Origin of the sequence: Antarctobacter sp. (assembly GCF_034670325.1) — a bacterium.
Classification (GTDB): Bacteria; Pseudomonadota; Alphaproteobacteria; order Rhodobacterales; family Rhodobacteraceae; genus Antarctobacter.
Genome location: NZ_JAXMNR010000003.1, coordinates 305,823 through 329,698, shown reverse-complemented (window position 1 = coordinate 329,698; position 23,876 = coordinate 305,823). Strand labels below are relative to the sequence as shown.

At 65.2% G+C, this 23,876-nt stretch carries 11 protein-coding genes; 5 read left to right on the top strand and 6 right to left on the bottom strand.

The window, feature by feature from the left end; translation table 11 throughout:
• Positions 1-83: 83 nt before the first annotated feature.
• Positions 84-827, top strand: a complete 744-nt coding sequence (gene mtgA, locus VOI21_RS09530) for a monofunctional biosynthetic peptidoglycan transglycosylase (protein WP_323769612.1) — start codon at positions 84-86, stop codon at positions 825-827.
• A gap of 116 nt (positions 828-943) precedes the next feature.
• On the opposite strand, the gene VOI21_RS09525 is transcribed toward mtgA, so the two are convergent.
• From VOI21_RS09525 to VOI21_RS09515, 3 genes are all read right to left on the bottom strand, one after another.
• A complete protein-coding gene (locus VOI21_RS09525) occupies positions 944-13,753 on the bottom strand; it encodes a Calx-beta domain-containing protein (RefSeq protein ID WP_323769611.1) in 12,810 nt (4,269 codons plus the stop codon).
• 262 nt (positions 13,754-14,015) lie between these two features.
• Positions 14,016-15,242, bottom strand: coding sequence for a type II secretion system F family protein (locus tag VOI21_RS09520; protein WP_323769610.1), 1,227 nt, complete (start codon positions 15,240-15,242; stop codon positions 14,016-14,018).
• Positions 15,239-16,729 carry a GspE/PulE family protein gene (locus tag VOI21_RS09515; RefSeq protein ID WP_323769609.1) on the bottom strand — a complete coding sequence of 497 codons (1,491 nt, stop codon included), beginning with the start codon at positions 16,727-16,729 and terminating at the stop codon, positions 15,239-15,241. Before VOI21_RS09515 ends, VOI21_RS09520 begins: the two co-directional genes overlap by 4 nt.
• Positions 16,730-16,874: 145 nt before the next feature.
• Between VOI21_RS09515 and VOI21_RS09510 the strand changes: the two genes are divergently transcribed.
• From VOI21_RS09510 to VOI21_RS09500, 3 genes are all read left to right on the top strand, one after another.
• Positions 16,875-17,396 carry a toxin-activating lysine-acyltransferase gene (locus tag VOI21_RS09510; RefSeq protein ID WP_323769608.1) on the top strand — a complete coding sequence of 174 codons (522 nt, stop codon included), beginning with the start codon at positions 16,875-16,877 and terminating at the stop codon, positions 17,394-17,396.
• Positions 17,397-17,407: 11 nt separating this feature from the next.
• Positions 17,408-18,340 carry a Hint domain-containing protein gene (locus tag VOI21_RS09505; protein WP_323769607.1) on the top strand — a complete coding sequence of 311 codons (933 nt, stop codon included), beginning with the start codon at positions 17,408-17,410 and terminating at the stop codon, positions 18,338-18,340.
• Positions 18,341-18,579: 239 nt separating this feature from the next.
• Positions 18,580-19,497 (top strand): Hint domain-containing protein, encoded by a 918-nt coding sequence (locus VOI21_RS09500; protein ID WP_323769606.1) that lies wholly within the window; start codon positions 18,580-18,582, stop codon positions 19,495-19,497.
• Positions 19,498-19,626: 129 nt separating this feature from the next.
• Here VOI21_RS09500 and gspD read toward each other — a convergent pair whose 3' ends face one another.
• Together gspD and VOI21_RS09490 are read right to left on the bottom strand one after the other, a co-directional pair.
• Entirely contained in the window at positions 19,627-21,558 is a 1,932-nt protein-coding gene (gene gspD / locus VOI21_RS09495) for a type II secretion system secretin GspD (protein ID WP_323769605.1), read from the bottom strand.
• Between the two features lie 135 nt (positions 21,559-21,693).
• Positions 21,694-22,167, bottom strand: a complete 474-nt coding sequence (locus VOI21_RS09490; protein WP_323769604.1) for a hypothetical protein — start codon at positions 22,165-22,167, stop codon at positions 21,694-21,696.
• A 119-nt stretch (positions 22,168-22,286) separates the two neighbouring features.
• On the opposite strand from VOI21_RS09490, the gene VOI21_RS09485 reads away from it, so the two are divergent.
• Complete coding sequence (locus VOI21_RS09485) at positions 22,287-22,799, top strand: hypothetical protein (protein WP_323769603.1); 513 nt, start codon at positions 22,287-22,289, stop codon at positions 22,797-22,799.
• Here the strand turns inward: VOI21_RS09485 and VOI21_RS09480 are convergent.
• Positions 22,796-23,773: a DMT family transporter gene (locus VOI21_RS09480; RefSeq protein WP_323769602.1), complete on the bottom strand. Its 978-nt coding sequence runs from the start codon at positions 23,771-23,773 to the stop codon at positions 22,796-22,798. The genes VOI21_RS09485 and VOI21_RS09480 overlap by 4 nt on opposite strands.
• Positions 23,774-23,876 lie beyond the last annotated feature (103 nt).

Below are 23,876 nucleotides of genomic sequence, written 5' to 3'. Positions count from 1 at the left end.
CTGGCCCCTCGCCCGCGCGACATTGCATGCGGAACCACCGCTCAGGCGTTGGCGACGGGCCAAGGCTGAGCTACAGAGATTTCATGGCAGTGAAGGCAAGGAAACCGGCGCGCGGCAAGAAGCGCCCCAATGGCACGAAAGGACAACGGTCGTTTCGCCCGCTGGCCTTTGTCCGGCGTTGGCTCTGGCGCACGGCGCTTGGACTGGGGCTGCTGGCGGTGCTGGCGGTGCTGGCCTTCCGCGTGTTCAATCCCCCCACCACCCATACGATCTGGACCGAGGCCCGCCGCCTCGGCGGCGTGGACCGGACATGGGTCAACATCGAAAACGTCGCCCCGGTCATGGTGCGGTCGGTTGTGGCGGCGGAGGATGCCAATTTCTGCGCCCACTGGGGCTTTGACATGGACGCCATCCGCGCCGCGATTGAAGAAGGCGCAAACCGGGGCGGCAGCACCATCAGCCAGCAGGTCGTCAAGAACGTCTATCTGTGGCAGGCCCGCAGCTATATCCGCAAGGCGATGGAGGCGCTGCTGACCCCCCTGGTAGAGGCGCTCTGGCCGAAACGCCGTATCCTTGAGGTCTACCTGAACGTGGCCGAATTCGACGAAGGCGTGTTTGGCATCGACGCCGCCGCCCGCCACTACTTTGGCGTCGGACCTGAGGCGTTGAGCGACCGTCAGGCCGCCCTTCTGGCCTCTGTCCTGCCCAGCCCGAAAAAGCGTGAGGCGAACCGGCCCACATCCACCATGAACCGCCGCGCGGCGACCATCATGGACGGTGCCGCGCTGATCGCGCAGGACGGCCGCGCCGCCTGTTTTCAGGACTGACTGTCCCCAACCTCGCGTCCCCCCGGACCTCAGGGCCCGCCCGCGCTCGATCGGGCGCGCGGGGGTGGGTGGGTGGGGCCGCGCCGGAGCGGGGGCGGGTGGGCCCGCCCCCCTGATCAGAAGTCCAGCTTCAGCCCGTGTTCCAACTGCAGGGTCTGCGCCTCGGGCATCGAAAGACGTGTCACAACCGCGCCGCGCCCATTGGCAACCGGACGCTCCCGCGTGATGTTAAAGGTAAACCGGCGGCTGTCGTCGATCTGCTCTACATCCACCTCGAAACCCCATGTCAGACCGCTGGCCGCATCCGTCCGCTCCCAGGCAAAGGCCAGACCCAACCCGCAGTTCGCCCCATCTTCGTAAGACGACAACTCGCAGGTAAAGCGCGGGGTAAAGGCGGTGCGCATCATGCCCGACAGCGCCTCTGCCCCACCCGGAGCGGACAGGCTCTCGAACCGGATTTCCGCCGTCGCGCGCACGCCGCTGAAATCGTCCAGATCGATCACGCCATTGTGGCTCAGCCCCAGTTGCGTGGCGGTCACATCCGCATCGCCCGCCTTGGCATAGGCAAGGTCCAGACCAACCCGCGGCTTCATCACAAAGCTGTCGAATTCGCGCTGGCCAGAGATGCCAACCCCGGCGAAACCGGCCAGATAGCTGTATTGGCCCGTGGCGTTGATCGGCGCGGTTGCGGCGTCAAAGTCGATGTCGAACCTGTGCCGTCCGGCGGCCCCGGCGAGGTAGTAGTCAAGGAAGAGACCCTGCGCAAAGCTGCGCGCCCCATAAAGCCCGCCATTGACGCCAAACCCGTCGATCTTGCCATCGCCCAGACCGCTGACATCCGTCCGGCTGTAGTAGCCGCCAAGGAAGTACCCGGCGATTTCGGCGTCGCTGATGAACCGCTCACGCTGCCAGGCGAACTGGAACAGCGCCTGAACGCCGGTGTCCTCGGTCTTGTTCAGAGAGAAGGTGCCGTCAAGGATCTCTCGCGTGTCGGTGACGCAGTTGTAGGCATCGCGCCCGAATGAGCCCTGCGCCGCCCCTGTCGCGTCCTGTATCTGGACACTGCCATCGACGTCAAAGCCCTGGATCGTCCCGCACGGCAGATCACGGCCGGCCTGCAGGCGTTGCAACGCGCCTTTGGACATCCGGCTGAACGCCTTGGTCTGCGCCGTGATCGTCTCCTCAAGGTCGTCTTCAAGGATCTCGGTCAGCGGCTCGCGGATCTGGTCCACCAGGTCGTCGGTCACGGTGACCGTCGCCAGCGCCAGCGGTGCGCCGTCATAGCGGGTATCTGCGGAACTGACTACAACGGTCGGCTGACAGCTGTGCGTGCCTTCGACCTTATCATCGTCGATGGCCCGGATCGTCAGCGCCTGCGGCACCGCATAATCCGCCGCCGTAAAGGTGATGCTGGCCGGGGCCACGGTACACTGGCTGTCGCCCGCAAACCGCAGCGTGACCGGCGATGTCGGCATCCCCAGCAGCGCAAAGGTCATGGTGGCATCGTCGCCGCCGCCCTCGTTGGTGACAAGGTCCACGTTGACCACCGCGATATCGGCAAAGTCGTCATCTGCGATAGTGGCGCTGGCCGTCACCGCGGTCCCCAGCAGCGTGGTCAAATCGCCCGAGGTCACGCCGGTCAGCGTGATCTCGACCGTCTCCGGCCCCTCGATGTCGCCATCCTCCAGCACCGGCACGGTGATGGTGGCCGATGTCGCGCCCGCCGGGATCGTCACCGTGCCCGAAACCGCGGTGAAGTCGGTGCCCGAGGTGGCCGAGCCCGCAACCGTATAGGCAATCACCGTATCCACGGTCGATACACGCCCCTGCGACACGGTAAAGGTCGCGTCGGTCGGCACGCCGGTATTGGCCTCTGCCCCGTCGGTCGTGGCGGTGAGCGTCACGAGGTTTTCGGCGCATTGCGTCATCGGGATGTTGTTCGACAGCACAAACGGATCACCCGGTTCGATCACAAAGCCGGTGTAGAAGGCCGGGTTGGCCGCCAGCGAGGCATCCGCAAGGAACCCTGTCGCACCGAACTCGGACGAACCGATCACCGCCGGGTTGGCCGGCAGCAAAGAGGTCAGGTCCAGCGTGCCAGAGGACAGGCGCGCCGTGCTGGGAACACCCACAGCCGTCGGATAGCTCAGCGACATCGAATAGGTGCCCGGGCGCAGGGCGAACCACTGGATTTCACCGGTTGAACCGTCGCGGGTGATGTTGATGTCATTGAGCGTCCCCAGCGACGAATTGCTCCCCGCAGGTCCCGAGACGGTGAACCCGCCGCCGGGGATGATGCGGCCATCGTCCTCGCAGTAGAAATAGCCCTGCGGGTCGAAATCCTCATCGTCGGGGATGCCGTCGCCGTCCCGGTCGCCGGTTTCATAGATGTCGGCCACTCCGTCGCCATCCGCGTCGGGCAGCGGCGTCGGGTTGGGTGTGCCGGTCAGTTCGGCGGTGACGGTGATCGCGGTGGCCGCCGTGGACAGGTTGCCCACAACATCCGCGGCCGCGCCCGCATCCAGCGCAATCTCGACCGTGCCGTCATGATCCGGAGTCACGGTAAAGCTGTAGTCCGCGCCACTGCCCGTCAGCGCCGAGGCGGTGCCGTTGACCAGCGCGACCGAGGTCAGGTCCAGCCCGGTAACCGCCTCAGAGAAGGTCAGCGTCACTGTAAAGGGATCGGCCTGCGGCGTAACCGGACCGGTCAGCGTCGCGGTGGGCACCGCCACATCCTTGACCGCCGTATCCGTCGCATCCGCGCCGGTGTTGCCCGCCGCATCGGTCAGCGCCACCGTCAGCGTCAGGGTGCCGTCGGACAACGCCGTCAGGTCCAGCCCGCTGATCTGGTCACTGGCGCTGGCGATGGTGCCCGTGCCGCTGACCGGCGTTCCGCCGCCGTCAGAGGTGATCGTATAGGCATAGCCCGTCCCCACCTCGGCCCCGGCAAAGGTAAAGCTGACCGCCGTCTGGTTGCCCGCATTGACCGGGTCCTGATCGAAGGCCGCGCTGTACCCGCTGGGCGCTGTGGCGTCCTTGGTCGCGCTGGCACTGGCCTGCGGGGCCGCGTTGCCCGCCGCGTCAGAGACATCGGCCGTCAGGGCAAGCGCCCCATCCGCAAGGCCCGACAGGTCCAGCGTCGCCGTCCACAGACCGCCCGTGACGGTCGCGGTGCCGGTGACAGACCCCGCCGCGCCATCGCTGACGACAATCGAGACCACCGCCCCATCGGCCAGATCGGTCGAGGTGCCGGACACGGGTGTGGCAAGCGCCTCTGCCGCATTGACCACGTCATCGCCCGCAATCGGGGTGTCGATGGCGACGGTGGGCAGGGTTGCGTCCTTGACCGCCGTATCGGTCGCATCCGTGCCGGTGTTGCCCGCCGGATCGGTCAGCGCCACGGTCAGCGTCAGTGTGCCGTCGGCAAGGCCGCTCAGGTCCAGCCCGGCGATCTGGTCGGTCGCCGTGGCGATGGTGCCCGCGCCACTGACCGGCGTGCCGCCGCCGTCGGAGGTGATGGTATAGGCAAAGCTCGTCCCCACCTCGGCCCCGGCAAAGGTAAAGCCGGTCGAGGTGTGATTGCCCGCATTCACCGGATCGTCGTCAAAGCTGGCGCTGTAGCCGGTCGGCGCGACAGAGTCCTTGGTCATCGCGGCGCTCGCCTGCGGCGCTGGGTTGCCCGCCGCGTCCGTTGCGTCCGCTGTCAGGCCAAGTGTCCCATCGGCAAGCGGGCTCAGGTCCAGCGTGACAGTCCAGATTCCGCCGGTGACGGTGGCCGCCCCGGTGACAAGGCCCGCAGCGCCATCGCTGACGGCCACGGTAACCGTGGTGCCGTCCAGCAGATCCGTCGAGGTGCCGGAGATCACGACCGCCGCCGCCTCTGCCCCGTTGACCACGTCATCACCCGCCAGCGGTGCATCGAGTGTCAGACCGGGGGCGGTAGCATCCTTGGTGGCGGTGTCGGTCGCCGCCGCGCCGGTGTTGCCCTTGAAATCGGTCAGCGTAACGCTCAGCGTCAGGGTGCCATCGGACAGGCCCGACAGGTCGATGCCCGTCACCTGATCCGTGGCCGTAGCAATGGTGCCAGTGCCGGTGACCGCTGCACCGCCGCCGTCAGAGGTGATGCTATAGGCAAAGGTGACATCGGTTCCGGGCGCGCCCGGTCCGACCTCGGCATCCGCAAAGGTAAAGCTCGCCGCTGTTTCATTGGCGATGTTCACCGGGTCCTGATCCAGCGTGGCGGTATAGCCCGCAGGTGCCGTGGTGTCCTTGAGGAAACTGGTCGAGGCCGATGAGGTGTTGCCAGCGGCGTCGATGATCACCGCCGTCAGGGTGATCGCCCCGTCGGCAAGCGTGGTCAGGTCCAACGCATCGGTCCAGCTGTGCGCAGGCGCGGGACCGGCGGTCAGGCCGGTGGTGACCGACACGCTGCCCGATGCACCATCGGTGGCGGTCAGGACAACCTGCACCGCGTCCGCCGCGTTCAGCGCCGTGCCCGATGCGGTGAATGCCGCCGCCTCTGCCGCGTTTACGGCGTTGTCGAAAAAGCTGGTCGCGCCCGCCGCAGGATCGGCGATCTGGATCGACGGGGCCTCGGTGTCCTTGGTCAGCGCGGTGGTCGCCTGCGCCGCCGGGTTGCCTGCCGGATCGGTGACGTCGGCGGACAGGTCATAGCTGCCATCCACCAGCGCCGCGATGTCAAAGCTCAGGCTCCACGCGCCCGCCGTGACCGTGGCGTCGCGGTTGTAGACAGCCGCCAATGCGCTGTCGCGCAGGATCAGACGGACAATTGTGCCATCGGCAACGCCGGTGGCGGTGCCCGAGACAGTAAAGGAACCCGCCTCAGCCGCGTTGATCACGTCATCGCCTGCGATGGGTCCGTCGATGGTGACCAGAGGGACGTCGGCGTCCTTGCTGGCAGTCGCGGTGGCCTGCGGGGCGGGGTTGCTCGCCGCGTCCGAGGCGTCAGCGGTCAAGCTCAACGCGCCGTCCGCCAGCCCCGACAGGTCCAGCGTGAGGGTCCAGACGCCGCCCGCGACATTGGCCGTGCCTGTGGCAAGGCCCGCGCCGGTGTCGGTCACGTTGACAGTTACGACGGTGCCATCGGCAAGGTCGGTGGCGGTGCCCGAGACGGTCACAACCGCAGCCTCTGCGGCATTGACCACCCCGTCCCCGGCCAGCGGAGTGTCGATGGTCAGACCGGGCGCGACGGTATCCTTTGTCGCGGTGCCGGTGACGGCGCTTCCCGGGTTGCCGGCAGGATCGGTCAGGATCGCCGTGACAGTCAGCGTGCCGTCGCCCAATGAGCTGAGGTCAAGCCCCGTCACATTGACCGTTGCGCTCGCTGCGGTGACCGTAGCGGGAGTGACAATCGTCGCCCCGTTGTCGGAACTGATCCGCAACGCGACGGTTGCCCCCACTTCGGCCCCGCTGATGGTGATATCGATCGCCGTATGGTTCGACAGGTTCACCGGGTCCTGATCAAAGGCGATGGTGTAGCCGGTGGGGGCGGTGGTATCCAGCGTCCCCGTGGCCGTCGCCTGCGGCGATGGATTGTTCGCCTGGTCGTAGCCGATGGCCACGACGCTGATCGGACCGTCGGTGAAGAACGTCAAGTCAAACGGCAAGGTCCAGACACCGCCCGTGACGGTTGTGCTCAGCCCGGCAACGGTGACGCCATTCCCGGTCAGCGAGATATCGACAAGGCTGCCGTCCGGCATACCCATCGACGTCCCCGACAGGACAAAGCCGGCGGCCTCAGCCGCATTCACAAAACCATCGCCGGACAGGGGTGTGTCGATGGCAACCGCCGGGGCCAGCGTGTCCTTGGCAACCGTGTCGGTGGCATCCGTGCCGGTGTTGCCCGCCACATCCGTCAACGCGACCGTCAGGGTCAGTGTGCCGTCGCCAAGGCCCGACAGGTCCAGCCCGCTGACCACATCGGTGATCGTGGCAATGGTGCCGGTGCCGGTGACAGCCGCGCCGCCGCCATCCGAGGCGATGCTATAGGCATAGCCCGCGCCAACCTCGGCACCCGCGAAGGTAAAGCTCATCGCCGTCTGGTTCGCGGCGTTCACCGGGTCCTGATCAAAGGCGACCGTATAGCCGGCAGGGGCGGTGGCGTCCTTGGTGGTGGTATCCGTGGCCGCCACGCCCGTGTTGCCCGCCACATCGGTCAGCGTCACCGACAGGGTCAGCGTCCCGTCGCCAAGACCGGAGACGTCGATGCCGGCGATCTGGTCCGTGGCTGTCGCGATGGTGCCGGTGCCGGTGACCGCCGCGCCACCGCCGTCCGAGGTGATGCTATAGGCAAAGCCCGCGCCGACCTCGGCCGCCGCAAAGGTATAACTGACCGCCGTCTGGTTGGCCCCGTTCAACGGGTCCTGATCGAAGGTGGCGGTATAGCCCGCAGGGGCCGTGGCATCCTTGGTGGCGGTGTCCGTGACCGCCGCGCCGGTGTTGCCCGACGTATCGGTCAGCGTCACCGACAGCGTCAGCGTCCCGTCGCCAAGGCCCGAAACGTCGATCCCCGAAATCTGGTCCGTGGCCGTCGCGATGGTGCCCATGGTGGTCACCGGCGCGCCGCCCCCCGACGAGGAGATCGCATAGACATAGGTACTCCCGACCTCGGCCCCGGCAAAGGTAAAGCTGACCGCCGTCTGGTTGGCCCCGTTCACCGGGTCCTGATCAAAGGTGGCCGCATAGCCCGCAGGGGCCGTGGCATCCTTGGCGGTGGTGGCCGTGGCGTCCGCCCCGGTGTTGCCCGCCGGATCGGTCAGCGCCACGGTCAGCGTCAGCGTCCCGTCCGCCAGCCCGGACACATCGACGCCGGTGATCTGGTCCGTCGCCGTGGCGATGGTGCCGATCCCTGCGACCGGCGCGCCGCCCCCCGATGAGGTGATGCTATAAGCGAAACCCGCGCCCACCTCAGCCGCTGCAAAGGTAAAGCTGATGCTGCCCTCATTGCCGCTGTTCACCGGGTTCTGATCAAAGGCAACTGTATAGCCGGACGGCACCGTGACATCCTGCGCCGTGCCGCTGACGGTAAAGTCATAGGGCGCCTCATCGACGTCATTATTGCCCAGCGAGAGGTCAAAGCTGAACGGCAGGCTGATGGTGGGATCGGTCTGGATCGCCGCTGCGGGCGTGTACAGAATGGTGATCGTTGTGCTGCCGCCGATTGGAACCGTGGTCGCCAGCGGGCCGGTGACACTGTCCACCACCACGTTGCTGGCCCCGGAAATCACCGGCGCTGCGGCAAGGGTCAAGGCATCCGTGCCGGTGTTGGAAACGGTTAACGTCAACGTCTGCTGCGCGCCCGCATCGGGTGTCCCCTGATCCAGCGTGCCGCCGTCGGCAACCGCCCCGCCGACAGAGCCGGAAATACCGATTTCCGGTGTGATCACGGTCAGCGTCGCCGCCGCCGTGCCGGAGTTGCCCAGCGAAGAGGTCAGATCCCCGGACAGGTTGTTGAAGGTCCCCGCCGCGCTTGGCGTGACATCGACACTGACAGTACAGCTCGCCGAGGCGGCAAGGCTGCCGCCGGTGTAGCTGACGCTGCCTGCGCCGCCGGTGGCGGTCAATGTGCCGCCGGTACAGGTGGTCGATGCGTTGGGTGTCGCCGCAACCGCCAGATTGGCGGGCAGCGTGTCGCTGAAATCAAGCGCCGTGGCCGCAAGGATCGACCCGCTGTTGTCGACGGTGAACGTCAGCGTCGAGGACTGGCCAAGGTTGATACCCGCCGGTGAAAACGCCTTGGCGAAACCCGGTTGCGGGACAACGGTCACGCTGTCGCTGGCGGTGCCAGAGTTGCCCATCGAAGAGGTCAGATCACCCGAGGTGTTGGTCAGCGCGCCGGTTGCGGTGCCGGTCACATCGACCGCCAAGGTACAGGTGCCGCCGCCTGTCAGGCTGCCGCCGGTGTAGCTGATGACCCCTGCCCCGCCCGTCGCGGTCAGGGTGCCGCCGGTACAGGTGGTCGCCGCATTGGGCGTCGCCGCCACTTGCAAGCCCGCAGGCAGTGTATCAGTGAAATCCAGCGCCGAGGCGGTCAGCGTCGCGCCCGAATTGTCGATGGTAAAGGTCAGCGTGGTGGAAAAGCCCTGCGCGATGGCCGCATCGGTAAAGGCCTTGGCAAAGCCCGGCTGCGGCTCAACCACAAGGGTGTCCGACGCGGTGCCGGAATTGCCCAGAGACGAGGTCAGATCGCCGGTGGTGTTCACATGGCTGCCCAGCGCGGTGCCAGTCACATCCACCTCGACCAGACAGCTTGTTCCGCCGTTCAAGAACCCGCCGCTCAGGCTGATGGCGCTGCCGCCCCCCGGGGCGGTCAGCGTGGCACTGGCGCAGTTGGTCGTCGCGTTCGCAGGGGTGGCGATTTGCAACCCGGCAGGCAGGGTATCGGTGAAGGCCACCGCACTCGCCGCCCCGCTGGAGGCACTGTTGTCGATGGTCAGGGTCAGCGTCGATGAGAACCCGAGCGGGATCGCGCTGTCGGCAAAGCTCTTGGTGAAATTCGGCTGCGGCACAACGGTCAGCGTCTTGGACGCGGTGCCGGAATTGCCGAGCGATGAGGTCAGATCGCCGGTGGTGTTGGTCAGGACGCCGGTGGCGGTGGTGGTCACATCGACCGAGATCGCACAGGACGATCCCCCGCCCAGCGATCCGCCGGTATAGCTGATCGCCCCGCTGCCCGCCGTGGCGGTCAGGGTGCCGCCGGTACAGTTGTTCGAGGTATTGGCCGGGGTCGCGACAATCATGCCCGCAGGCAGATTGTCGGTGAAATCCAGACTTGTCGCGGCCAGCGACGACCCAGCGTTGTCGATGCGAAAGCTGAGCGATGTCACCAGCCCGACGCCGATGGGATCGGTTCCGAACGACTTGGAAAAGACCGGCTGCGGCACAACGGTCAGCGTGTCGGTCGCCGTACCGGAATTGCCCAGCGATGAGGTCAGGTCGCCGGTGGTGTTGACCTTTGCGCCGGTCGAGGTGGGGGTCACGTCAACCGCCACGGTACAAGAGGCCGCCCCCGCAAGGCTGCCGCCGGTATAGCTGATCACGCCGGTGCCGCCGGTGGCGGTCAACGTGCCGCCGGTACAGGTGGTCGTGGCATTGGGCGTTGCGGCCACTTGCAGGCCAGCGGGCAGGTTGTCGGTGAAATCCAGTGCCGATGCGGCCAGAGTGGCGCCGGTGTTGTCCAAGGTAAAGGTCAGGCTTGTGGTCTGGTTGACACCGATCGTGCTGGCGGCAAAGGCCTTGGCAAATGTCGGCAGCGGCTCAACCACAAGGGTGTCCGACGCGGTGCCGGAATTGCCCAGCGTCGAGGTCAGGTTGCCGGTGGTGTTCACATGGCTGCCCAGCGCGGTGCCGGTGACATCCACCGCCACCGTACAGGAGGCCGAGGCCGTCACGGTGCCGCCGGTATAGCTGATCACGCCGGTGCCGCCACTCGCCGTCAGGCTACCGCCGGTACAGGTGGTCGAGGCATTGGGCGTCGCCGCCACCTGCACCCCGGCGGGCAGGTTGTCGGTAAAGCTGAGAGAGGTCGCCTCAATGATCGACGCAGAATTGTCCACGGTAAAGGTCAGCGTGCTGGTCTGGCCCTGCGCGATGGTTGCATCGGCAAAGACCTTGGCGAACCCCGGTGCGGGCACGATGGTCAGCGTGTCGCTCACCGCCTCCTCAGAGGCCACGCCAGCAATGAAAAGCGGGCTGGTGGTGTTGGTATAGACCCCGGGCGTTGCCGATCCGGGCAGGCTGATCGTGGCCGTCAGTGTACAGGTGTTGCCCGCCGCGATGTTGCCACCGCTGAAGGTCAGGAAAGAGGTGCCGGTAAAGGTGCCGCCGCCACAGCCGGCGCTGGCCGATAGCCCACCCGCCAGCGTGCCGCTCAGCATGGCGTCCAGATCGTCGGTAAAGCCGACGTTCGAGGCAGTCGCCGTCGGGCTGGCATTCTGGATGGTGAACGTCAGGGACGTGGTGCCGGACGCCGGGGCGGCCAACGGAGTCAGATCCTTGGCAAAGACCAGGTCGATGTCGGGGGTGACGGTGATCGTGTCCGTCGCCGCCGCGCCGGACACCGCCGCGCTACCGACCATGCCGGTCACCGCGCTGGTTGTATTGGTCGCGTTGCTGGCGGGGGCACTCACCGGGATCTGCAATGTCGCGGTGACGGTGCAGGTCGCGCCGGGCGTCAGGGTGCCCGTTGACAGGTCCAGCACCGTGGCCGTGCTGGCTGCGGTGCTGCCGCAGGTCGCGGACTGCGACAGGATCGTGGCCCCCGACAGCATGGCGTCGATATCATCCGTAAAGGCGACATCGGTGACCGTACGGGTCGTCGAGTCGTTGGTGACCACGATGCTGATGTCCACGGTATCGCCAGCGGTCACCGTCGATGCCGCAAAGCTCTTGGTCATCGACAACAGGTTGCTGTCGATCACCAGCTTCGCGACTCCGTCGACGGACACCCCGACCCCACCGACAGAGCCGGAGGTCTGCGCCGTGACGGCGTAGGACCCGTCCGCCGCCGCCGCCGGCACCCGGACCAGAATGGTAAAGGAACAGGACGCGCCGCCCGCCACATTGCCGCCGGTCATGATGACAGTGGTGGTGCCCGACAGCGAACTGCCCGTGCCGCAGGGATCGGTCGGAAGCGGCGCTTCGGCCGCCAGACCGGACAGCGCGGAACTCAGCGAACTTATCAGGAAAATGCCTGTCGCGTCCCCGGTGCCGGGCGCATTGGGGTTGGTGATCGTGACATCCAGACCGATCAGATCATCCGGCAACGCCGAGGTTGTGTCGAAGGCGAACGACAACTGATAAGGCTCGACCGTACCGATAAACAGTGTATCCGTCGCCGCCGGCGCGGTTGTCGCCGCGCTGCCTGCGGTGGCGGTCAGGGTCGAGGACGTGTTGGTCACCTCGGCGCCGGGATCGCCCGCGCCCAGTGTCACATCGATGACGATGGTACAGCTACTGTCCGGGGCCAGCGTGCCGCCGGAATAACTGAATGTCCCGTCGACCACTGCGGCGCCCGAGGGATCGCTTGTCGCCCCGGCCCCGGTGCCGCCGCAGGTGTTAGAGGTAAGCCCGGCAAAGGTCGATCCGGCGTGGAAGACGTGCAGGTCGTCGGTAAAGGCGATGGCCGTTGCCACACTGACCGATTCCGCCGCGCTGGAGATGGTAAAGGTCAACGACACGGTCTCGCCCGGCTGGGCGTTGTCCTGTCCAAACAGCTTGGACAGGGTCAGATCCGCGCCGCCCTCGACGGTCAGCGTATCGCTTGCGGTCGGTCCGGACACGACCGACGCACCATTGTTGTAGGACAGCGGCCCGGTGGTTGTCGGGTAGTCGCCGATCGTCTCGCTTATGTCGGTCTGAAAGGTGACGTCGATGACGCAGCTTGCGCTGGCCGCCAACTGCCCGCCGGTGAGGTTCAGGAAGGGCGTGCCGGAGACCGTGTTGACAAAGACAAAAGAGCCCGAGCCACACAGGTTGGAGCCGGTGCCGCCGGCGACCGTGGCCGAGGTGAAAGAGATGTCATGCGCAAAGGCAAGGTCGGTCACCGTTGTCGTGGCAGAGGCATTGGTGATCGTGTAGCGCGCGTTGAAGGTATTGCCCGGCAGGACCGGATCGTCGGTGAACTCCAGCGTAAAGGTCGGCTGGTCGATCGTCGCACTTGCGACCTCCAGCGTGTCGGTGGCCGGGTTGCCGGTGAACCCGGTGCCGCCCAGCGACCCGGTCAGCGAGGAGGTCGTATTGGCATAAGACCCGCCAGCGGTGCCGCCGGGCACAGTCACCTGAACCGAAAAGCTGCAATTCGATCCCGGCGCAAGCGTGCCGCCGGAGAAGGTCAGAACCGAAGAGCCGCTGATCGTCGACCCGGTGCCGCAAGGATCGCTGGGCAGCGAGGCGGCCGCCACGGTCGCACCAGAAAGCATGGCATCCAGATCATCGGTAAAGGTTATCCCGGTGGCGGAAAAATCCCTGTCGCCGTTGGAGATATGGAATTCCAGCGTCGCGGTCCCGCCGGGGTTGGCCACACCGTCCGGAAAGAACTTTTGCAACTGCGGCGTGCCTGTGGGCAGTCCGGTGACACTCAACGAGGCAAGGCTTTTGCCGTAGCTGTCGGAAAAGGTCGCCAGATCCCCGGACAGCAGGGTATATGTGCCCGCCGAGGTCGCCTTGAGGTTCAGCGAGATGCTACAGGTTGTCCCGCTGAGCAAAGTGATGCCAGAGACAGAGATAGAGCCGCCGCTGGCGGTCACGTTGGGCGGAAATGCACAGGTCGACACGTCGACATTGGGGGCCGGGGCCACCGTAACGCCCGACGGCAGATTCTCGACAAAGCTGGCGCCGTTCACAAAGTTGCCGTTGGCGGTGTTGTCGATCAGGTAGGTCACCCGCGTGGTGTCATTGATGGCGACAGACGACGCGGACAGCGATTTGCTGAAGGTCGGCCCGTCAGCGGCCGCATTCACCGTCAGGGTTGAGGTGGCCGTACCAGAGTTGCCTTGATCAGAGGTGAAATCGCCGCTGGTGATGATTTGGCTGCCAACAGTGGTCGACGTGACCAGAACCGACACCGAGCAGCTTCCAAAGGACCCGATAGACACCGTGCTGACGGTCAGCACGGTTCCGCCATCGGGGGCTGTGGCGGTTGCACCCGCACATCCCGTCGAGACGTCCAGACCCGAGGGCGTCGCAAAGGTGACACCCGCCGGCAAGGTGGTGGTGAACGCGCCACTGACCAGCGGGGATCCGACCCCGTTGACGATATCGTAGGTCAGTGTCGAAACCGACCCTTCGCTGATCGTGTCCGGAGACAGGTTTGAACTGAACGTGGCCTGCGCCTGTGCGGCGGATGCTGCCAGCAGCGAAAAGACCCAGAGTGCAAAAATTCGACCCAGATTCTGACCAACCGACATTCAAATTCCTCCTTGGGCGCCACGCCAGACGCCTGCCCGCGCGCGCTGAAATGAGGCGCGGGACCAACTGGTATGCTGCATATTTCACAATTTCGTAGCCGAGCCGTTGACCTCTGGGAAGGCTACAGACCAAAACCTGTCAAATTCTACCGATGCGCGAAATGAAGTGCGACTTTCCGGCGACACCCCTTAACTTCGCACTCTAACCCCAAGCGTTTAAAAGCTCGTTTTGGATCAAGGGGAATGCTCTGTCTTTTTCCCCTCAAGGGGCGACCAGCGTTTGCAGGTCGAAAATCGGCAGCAGCACCGACAGCACGATCACCAGCACCATTGCGCCAACCAGCATCATCAGCGCCGGCTCCATCAGCGCGGCAATGCGCTTGCGCTGAGTCGACAGGCCGTTTTCCACCAAGGCCGCCGCGCGCCCCGTCATCCGCGCCAACCGGGCCGACACTTCGCCTGCGCCGATCAACTGGCGCGCCACGGGCGGCACCACGCTCAGCGCCGTCAGCGCGGTAGACAGCGATTCCCCGGCGTGAATGGCCTCTGCCACCTTGTCGGATTCCGCTCGAAAACGGCTGATGGTCAGGACCGACCCCGCGCTTTCCACTGCAATCGGCACCGTGTGGCGCGCATCCAGCACCAGCGCCAGCGTGCGCAGGTATTGCACAGCCGCGCCCTGCCGCATCAGCGTGCCCACCACCGGCAGCCGCAGGAACGCCCTGTCGCGCGCATCGCGCAGCGACTGCACCCGCCCGCTGATCACGCCAAAGGCGATCAGCGCCAGCGCGACCCCGCCCAGCAGCGCCATATGCCCCTCGATCCAGCGCGACAGCGCCATCATGCGCCGCGTCAAATCCGGCAAGGGGCGGCCAGAGGTTTCAAACAGCGCCACGATCTCGGGTGCGACGGTGACAAACAGCACCCCCGCCACCAGCACAGAGACCACCGCCACAAACGCCGGATAGACCAGCGCCGAGCCCAACTGCGCCCGGTCGCTGCGCGCGGTCTCAAGATGCTCTGCCAGACTGTTGAAAACGTTTGACAACTCCCCCGCGCGCTCACCTGCCTGCACGGCGGCCAGATAGTAACGCGGGAACCCCGCGCCGCTGGTTTCCAACGCCACCGACAGCGGTTCTCCTTCCAGCAGGGCGGCCTGCGCGCGGGCCACCACCTGATCCAGCGCCGCCGTGCTGCCCGCGCTTTTCAGCGTGCCCAGCGCGTCGTCCACCGCCATCTCGGCGCTCAGCAGCACCGCCATCTGGCGGGTAAAGACCGCCTGCAAATCGCGCGACAACCGCGCCGGACCAAAGCCAAGGCCAAAGCCCCGTCCCCGCGCCGCGCGCCCGCGCGACCGCGCCGTCAGGTCAGAGACATACAGCCCCTGCGCCTTGAGCTGCTCCGAGGCATCGACCTCGGTCTCGGCAACAACCGTGCCCGCCTTGCGTTTCCCCTCGGCGGTGTAGGCGACATAGGCAAAGGCCCTCATCCGCCATCCCCGACCACGCGCAGGGCCTCGGCAAGGCTGGTCTGCCCGGTGGCCACTGCCCGCAGCGCCTGCCCGATGAGGCGGTCACGCGGCTCCAGCGTGCTTTTCCACAACGCCCCCTCGCCCGCGCCATAGTTGATCGCCTCGCGCAGGTCCTCATCCACCGGCAATATCTCGAAAATCCCGATCCGCCCGACATAGCCCGCCCCGTTACAGGCCGGACAGCCCTTGGCCACATAGACCGCCGTGGGCAGCGGCATGTTGGTCATATCGAACTGCCGCGCCTCCGATTCCGTCGGCGCATGTGGCTGGCGGCAGGTCTGGCACAAGCGCCGCAACAGCCGTTGCGCGATGACCCCGCGCAGCGTGGCCGAGATCAGGAAATTCTCCAGCCCCAGATCGCGCAGCCGCACCACGGCGGCAACCGAGCTATTCGCGTGCAGCGACGAGAACACCAGATGCCCGGTCAGCGCCGCCTGCGCGGCGGTGCTGGCGGTCTCTCCATCGCGGATTTCCCCCACAAGGATCACATCCGGGTCCTGCCGCAGCGTCGCCCGCAGCCCGGCGGCAAAGGTCATGCCGATCTCGGCGTTGATCTGGGTCTGGGAGATCCCCGTCAGGTCATATTCGATCGGGTCCTCGACCGTGACGATATTGCGCTCTTCGCGATCCGCCAGCTTGAGCAGCGAATACAGCGTCGTCGTCTTGCCCGCGCCCGTCGGGCCGGTGGCAAGGATGATCCCGTTCGGCGTGGCGGCCAGCTTTTCCAACAGCGCAATCTGCACCTGATCCAGCCCCAACTGCTCCAGCGGCATCAACCCCGCCGCCCGGTCCAGAATCCGCAGCACGATCCGCTCACCGTAATTGCCCGGCAAGGAACTCACCCGCGTGTCAATCATCCGCCCGCCCAGCCGCAAGGGAATCCGCCCGTCCTGCGGCAGGCGCGTCTCGGCGATGTCCAGCCCCGCCATGACCTTTAGCCGCGAGACCACCCGTTTCACCGGCACATCCGCCCGGTCCATCACCGTCTGCAAAAAGCCGTCGATGCGCATCCGCGCGCGCAGCCCCCCCTCATGCGGCTCGATATGCAGGTCCGACGCGCCGTCCAGCACCGCCTTGCGCAGCAACTGGTTGACCAACTGGATCACCGGCGCCTCCTCGGCGTCCTCCAACAGATCGCGCCCGCGCCGCTGCCCGGCATCATCCACAAGGTCAAAGCTCACCCCCTGCGCCTCACCATCGCGCTTGGCGCTGTGGTACAGCCGCGCCAGCACCGACTCGAACCCCGCCGCATCCGGCGTGTCCAGCGGGGCCGCCAGCCCCGCGCGCCGCTGCGCCTCGCGCAGGCCGGTCAGCGTGGCCGCCGGCCCCGCCACCACCCGCAGACCGTCCAAGGCGACCCCGTGGTCGCGCGCAAAGGCATAGGGCAGCACCGGCAGCGGCTCCGGCGCGATCAGCAACAGCGGTTCCTCAGGGGTCTTGGTCATCCGGTCGTGTGTCCCGCGCAAAAGGTGCGTCCCCTTTGTGCCCTCAACACCACCGCCACCGCAACGGTCTTTCCCAACCGCTTGCAATGCTTGACAAACCGGGCCGCCATTAACCTTATGGGCCAGAGCGGGGCACAGATCAGGCATGACATCAACCAAGACCGGAATGGACGGGCCGAAACCGGAATATCCGGATCAGGACCAGATCGCCGCCTATGGCGCGATCTCCTTTCTTTACATGCGTGCGCCCAAATATGACCGGATTTCCTTTTCCGACATCCGCCTGCTGATTCAGCCGCCCGTTGACCTGCGGTTCTACCACATTCGCAACATCGAGGGCGTGCCGCGCGCCGCCATCACATGGGCCTTTCTGTCACCAGAGGCCGAGGCAAAGCTGATCAACGGACAGATGATCGCCCCGCGCGACTGGGCCTCGGGCACACAGGCGTGGATCATGGAACTGATCGCCCCCTACCCGGGGTCAAACCTTGGCGCGAGACTGACAAAGTCCTTTCTCAAAACGCTGGGGCCGGACCACCTGACCGCCCGGTTTCCGCGCTTTGCCTCCCCCGGCGTTCTTAAACACGTCACCGAATTTCGCCGCGATGGCCCGGACAAGTGGACAAGCCACCGCATCCCGGCCCGCGAATTTGACACCATTTCATAAGGAAAAAACCTATGGGTTCAGTTGGCTCCATGCAACTCACCAGCCCCTCAGTCGCGGCGTCAAGCACGACTTCAGAAGGCACGACCGACGACACCTATACCTACGATGTCGATTTCAGCGTCGTAGGTCCGACATTTGTCTTCACCGGCGACTTCGAGTTTGTCGACGGGGGAAGTGACAGCGGCTACAGCTTTTCACCGTCAGGATCGTTTCCCGGGACGTTCAACCTCAACGCCGCCGACGGGACATTCACCTACACCGTCACGGCAGCACAGGTGCAATCCAGCGGCCTCAACAGCCACTCTGGCACGGTGCAGGGCAACAGCAGCTTCGGCGGCATCGATATTGACACGCTGAATTTCAACTTCACCCTCTGTTTTGCCGCTGGCAGCGGCATCGCCACGCCCACCGGCGAACGCCCGGTCGAAGATCTGGCGATTGGCGATCTCGTGACCACCGCCGAGGGCCGCAGCGTGCCGGTCAAATGGATTGGCCGCACCAGCATCAGCCCGATGTTCAAACCCGCCGACCGGCTGGAACCAGTGCGCATCCGCGCGGGTGCCTTTGCGCCGGGCGTACCCAACCGCGACCTGACTGTCACCGCCGATCACGGCATGGTGCTGGACGGCATGGTCATCACGGCGGGCGCTTTGGTCAACGGCACCTCGGTGCAGTGGGTCGACTGGCGGCGCTTTGGCCAGACCATCGCCTATTACCATGTCGAGACGGACGCGCACGATGTGATCCTCGCCAATGGCGCGGCGGCGGAAACCTATGTCGATTACGTGGCGCGCAGCAGTTTCGACAATCACGCCGAATATCTCGCGCTTTATGGCGTTGATACCACGATTCCAGAGATGCCCCTGCCCCGGATCAGTTCCGCCCGGATGGTCCCGGCATCTCTGCGGGACCGCCTGTCCGAAGGGGCGACAACCGCCGCCTAGGGGCGGCTCCCACCCACCATTTGCGCGCATTCTGTAACGTCGGTCTCAGGCCCTTGGCCACGCGAGGGCTTGACTCTTTTGGCGTCGGGGAAAAGGTTACCAAGAGATTAATCAAACCTTAATCTGCTGTGCCGCCGGGCCTATGTGTCCCGCGCATTTTACCGGGGCGTCTATCGCGGCGCAAACCCGGTTCCTAACAGACCAAATCGTACTCAAAACCCATTGTTTCGGGAAACTACATGGCCACCTATACCGCACTCAATTACTTCAGATATGAATTCGATTCCGGTACAACCTACACCTACCTGAGTCAGGAACTTCCATCGACTTTCACCTACGACGATCAAGAGGCCGACACGACCTTTGAGGTCGGGGACGACATCAATTCAAACTCAGTGACCGCGATCTTTCTGGGGACGCTGGAGCTGCCCTTGGCCGGTGGCGGGACCACCGTGGCGATGGTTGCCGAAATGAGCAGCGTCCCCACAAGTCAACGAATCCTGATCCTGTCAGAGAACGTCGATCCGGCAAACGTGACTTTGCCTTCCAGCATCGACCTCAACACTTTGAACACCAGCGATTTCACCACTTGCTTTGCGGCGGGCACGCAAATCGCGACCCCAAACCGCCACCGTGCGGTCGAGGATCTGCATATCGGCGACCTGATCCTGACAGCGGATGGTCGGAAGGTGTCCGTCAAATGGATCGGGCGTCAGACGATCCTCAAGCAGTTTCGCGGCGACCGGGCGCGGCTGGTCCGCATCCGCCAAGGCGCGTTGGGCGGTGGGCTGCCCACGTCCGACCTGATGGTCACGGCGGATCATGGGATGGTGCTGGACGGATTTGTGGCAAATGCCTCTGCGCTGGTCAACGGACACGGCATTGACTGGGTGCCGCTGGCAGACCTGCCCGACCGCTTTACCGTCTTTCATATCGAGACCGCGGCACATGACGTGATCCTCGCCAATGGCGCGGCGGCGGAAACCTACATCGACTACGTGGCGCGCAGCAGTTTCGACAATCACGCCGAATATCTCGCGCTTTATGGCGTTGATACCTCGATTCCAGAGATGCCCCTGCCCCGGATCAGTTCCGCCCGGATGGTCCCGGCGCATCTGCGCGCACGCCTGTCCGAACAGGTGACGGACGCCGCCTGAGGGGGGCCTGTTCCGCGCCCGGCTGTCAGCCCGGCGCGGGCGCAAACCCTAAGACTTCGTAAAAACGCCTCTGTAAGCCATTGATTTTTCACACCCCCGAGTCTGTCCACACGTGGACAGCCCAAAAGGTCACTCCGAAAATTTCAACCGGCTGGGCAGCGGCGGATAGTTTTTCGTCTCCGCCGCGCGATCAATAAAGGTCGCGTCAAACGGCTGGTTCAGATCGGCCCCATCAAAGGGCAGCGCCCCCAGAGGGGTCTGCGGAAAACGCGTGCTGTCCTCGGGCTGGATCGCAAGGCTCGCCTTCTTCGCCTCCCGTGCCAGCTCACGCGTCAGCCGCGTCGCCTCCTTGTCCGAGGACACGATCCGGGGCCGCAACAGCACCAGCAAGACCCGCTGGTTCTTGGTCCCTGATTTGCCCCGGAACAGCCCGCCCACGACGGGCAACTTCGAAATCCCCGGCACCCGCTGAGAACTGGAGCCAAAGCCGTTCTCCAGCAAACCGCCCAGCATGATCACGTTGCCGTCACGCACCAGAACGGTGGTCGACAGCGCCCGCTTGGCGGTGATCTCTCCGCCCGCCGATGAGACCGCATTGGTGAGGTTCGATACCTCTTGCTTGATCACCATCCGGACGGTCCCGTCCGCATTGATCTGCGGCGTCACGTTCAGCGTCAGGCCCACGTCTTGCCGTTCAATCGTCTGGAACGGTTCATTCACCGCGCCCTGCCCCACCTGCGTGAACTGCCCGGTCACAAAGGGCACGTTCTGGGCCACCACAATCTCTGCCTCCTGCCCGTTCAGCGTCAGGATCGAAGGCGTCGACAACAGCCGCGTGCTGCGGGTCTCGGCGATGGCCGTCAGCAGGCCCGCGATCCCGGTGGAGTTGTCCCCTGCCCGCCCGCCGATCACGCCGCCGTTGCCGGGGTTGGCCACGTCGCCGTTCAGAACGGTGGACACGAGGCTGGTCAGACTGGGCCGTCCTTCCAAGGCAAACTGCACCCCACCGATGATCGCATCATTCAGGATCGCGCCGAACTGCACCGACAGGTCTGAAAATCCGTCCACCGACATCTCAAAGATCACCGCCTCGACCAACACCTGCGTCGGGCGGCGGTCCAGATGGTGCACCATGGCGACGATGTCCTGCATCTGGTCAGCAGGGGCGGAGATCAGCAGCGAATTGGTGCCCGGCTCCGGCACGATGCGGATTTGCCCGCCGGTCCCGCCTGTGTCCGCCCCCTGAAAGCTGCGCAACACCACATCCGCCAGCGTCGCCGCCTGCGCATAGTTGATCTGAACCACGCGGCTTTGCTGGTTGTTCTGTTGCGCGTCCAGACGGCCCGACAGGATGCGGATCTGTTCGCGCAGGTCCAGCGGCCCCAGCACCAACAATGCGTTGGAGCGCGCATCAACGCTGACGCTGGCGCCATCAGGGACAATGCCCATGGACTGGATCACCTGCAACACCTCACGCGCGTCGGCATTGCGCAGGCGGATCATCTCGATCGGCTCAGAGCGCGGCTGGTCGAGTTCGGAAATCAGGTTCCGGATGCGGCGATGGTTGCCCGAACGATCCGACAGGATGATCAGCCGCGCATTGGGAACGGTGGAAATCACTGCCTCGGACGGCAACAGCGGGCGCACCACATCGACCACCTCAGAGACGGGAATGTGTTGCACATAGATGACACGGGTCTCATAGACACCCGCCCCGGCCGCGCCGGGAGACAGCTCTCTCGCGGTGTTCAGCGGCACGATCCTGTCGGCGTCTATACCCTTGACGATGGTCAGGCGGTTGACCTCCAGCACGTTGAGAAAGATCTCATACAGCGCCGCAGAGGTCACGTTTTCCGGAGCCAGCACGGTGACGGTGCCGCGCACGCCGGGATCGATGACATAGTTGCGACCCGTCGCCTCTGACACGATTTCGACAAAGCTGCGCAGGTCCGCGTCGCGTAGATCAAGCGCGCCTTGCGCCCGGACAAGCCCCGGCAAAAGCACAAGAATTGCAATGAAGCCTGCCAGACACCACGCGCGAACCCGCGCGGGGCCGCTCATGTCGACCAAAGTTCCTGCCCGCACTTTCGTGCCCTCTCGATATTGTTTTTCGCCGCGTGTTCGCGGTCGTTTCGCCACAACATACAGCGAAACAAGGGGCTTGTCTCCCCCTCGGCGAATCAGGAGGAAAAAGGGTCAGTCGCGGAAGGCGAGAAAGGCATCCTCGCCGTGGTTGTCCACCCGCAGCCCGCCGCTTTCGATCCCCGTCACTATGACGTTGTCGGCAAGGCTGTCGCCAACCCGGATCAGGCGTTCGCCCGTCGGATGCGAGATGATGGCCCACCGGGTGTCCCCGTCGCTGACCACCCCCTTGAGCGCGAAACCAAGGCTGTCGAGCGGTGGCGCGGGCGGGCGCGGTGGCTCTGCCAGAACTGGGGCGGGCGGGCGCGGCGGTTGCGGTTCGGGCGGCTGATAGGTGCCGAAAAGCGACGGCCAGCGGACCGGCGGCTGTGGCTGCGGGATGTCCAGGGCCAGCGTCTCATCCGCAGGCGCCGGGGCCAGCGCCGCCGCCTCTGGCAGCGGATTTTCAAGCGCGCGATACAGTCCCTGACCGGCCCAGATGGCGGCGGCAAGGGTCAGTGGCGTCAAGAGCCAGGCAAGCCAGCGCATCACGCTCTCCATCCTATCCTATGGGCGGTCTTGGGTTTTCGTGGACGCCGCCCCCTGTCCGGTGGTATCATGGCCGTCGATCAAGGCAAACCTTGGCGACGATAATGAGGACAGAGCAGATGACCCCCAAACGCGTGATGCTGGCGTCCATGGCGCTTGGCGTGCTGTTGCCCCTTGCGGCATGCGGCACCGCAGAGAGCAATTCATCGGGCTTTCGCAAGAACTATGTGGTGGCGCGGTCGGCGCTGGAACAGGGCGAATACGGTCAGGCGAACCGGCAGTATGCGCGGCTGATGAGCAGCGCGGGCCCGTTCCTGCCCCGTATCCAGCTGGAATACGCCCACAGCCTGCTGCGCGCCGGCGACTATGCGCAGGCCGCCCAGATGGCAGAGGCGATGGCGATGGGCAGCGACGGCGCGGCCAGTGCTGCGGCGCTGGCGGTGGCGGCCACAGCCCGGCACGAACTGGGGCTAGAGTCCTTGGCCGAGGGCAAGACGCAGGCCGGCAAGATGCATCTCGAACACGCGCAATCCTCTATGGCGCAGGTGCTGGCAACGCACCCTGAACTGGACCCTCTGGGATCGCTGGCCGGTCGTCAGGCCAGCATCGCGGTACGGCTGAAGGCGCTTTAGCGCCGCCCCCAGCGCGACCGCCGCCCCGGCGCGGGACGTGCCTTGGCCTGTTCGCGCAGAAACACAAAGACGCCCGCCCCGATGATCAGCAGGCATCCGGCCCATGTTGCCGGGATCGGCCATTCGCCGAACACCATCCAGCCCCAGAAGATCGCCAGCGGCAGACCGATGTATTCAAACGGCGCGATGGTGGCGGCATCGGCCATCCGGTACGCGGCGGCAAGGCAATAGCCAACCACCCCGGAACACAGCCCAAGCCCCAGAAACACCACCCAGTCCCCCGGCGCGGGCCAGATCCAGGCCCGCAAGAGAAAGACCAGGCTTTCGTTCTCGACCCCTTCGACAAAGCGCCCGTCCCCGGCGACCAGATAAAACATCGCCGAGACAATCAGGAACGTCCCCTGCACGTAGACCGCCAGCGCCGAGGCGCGCGTGGTCATACCCAGCCGCCGTGTCAGCACCTGCATCAAAGCATAAAACGCCGCCGCGACCACCGGCAACAGCATCACCAGCCGCGAGGCCGACACATCCGCCTTCCACGGTTCCTGCATCACGACCACCCCCGCAAAGCCGACAATCACCGCGCCGATCCGCAACGGACCGACCTTTTCGCCAAGGATCGGGATGGACAGCAGGGTGATCAGCAGCGGGGCGACAAAGAACAACGCCGTCGCCTGCCCCAGCGGCAGAACCGCCAGCGCGCAGAAATAGGTCATGTTCGACAGCACGACGAGCAGCCCGCGCAATAGATGCAACCCCGGCGTGCTGGTCCTGAGCACACCAAGGCCGCCTTCGGCAAAGACAAAGCAAAAGGAAAACACCAGACCGACGGCAGAGCGGGCAAAGACCATCTGGTGCAGCGGGTAACCGCCCGACAACACTTTGATCAACAAGTCATTTATCGAAATGGCGACGATGCCCATGCAGATGAACAAGATGCCAAGGGCGGGACGATTTAATTTTGTAGGGGTCATGCCTTGGCCTTAGGACGGGCCTTCAGCGGATGCCTGTCTGTTTGCGACATGCATGGTCTCTATGCATTCCTGCTCAATTGAACATCACGTGCGGAAGGTTAGG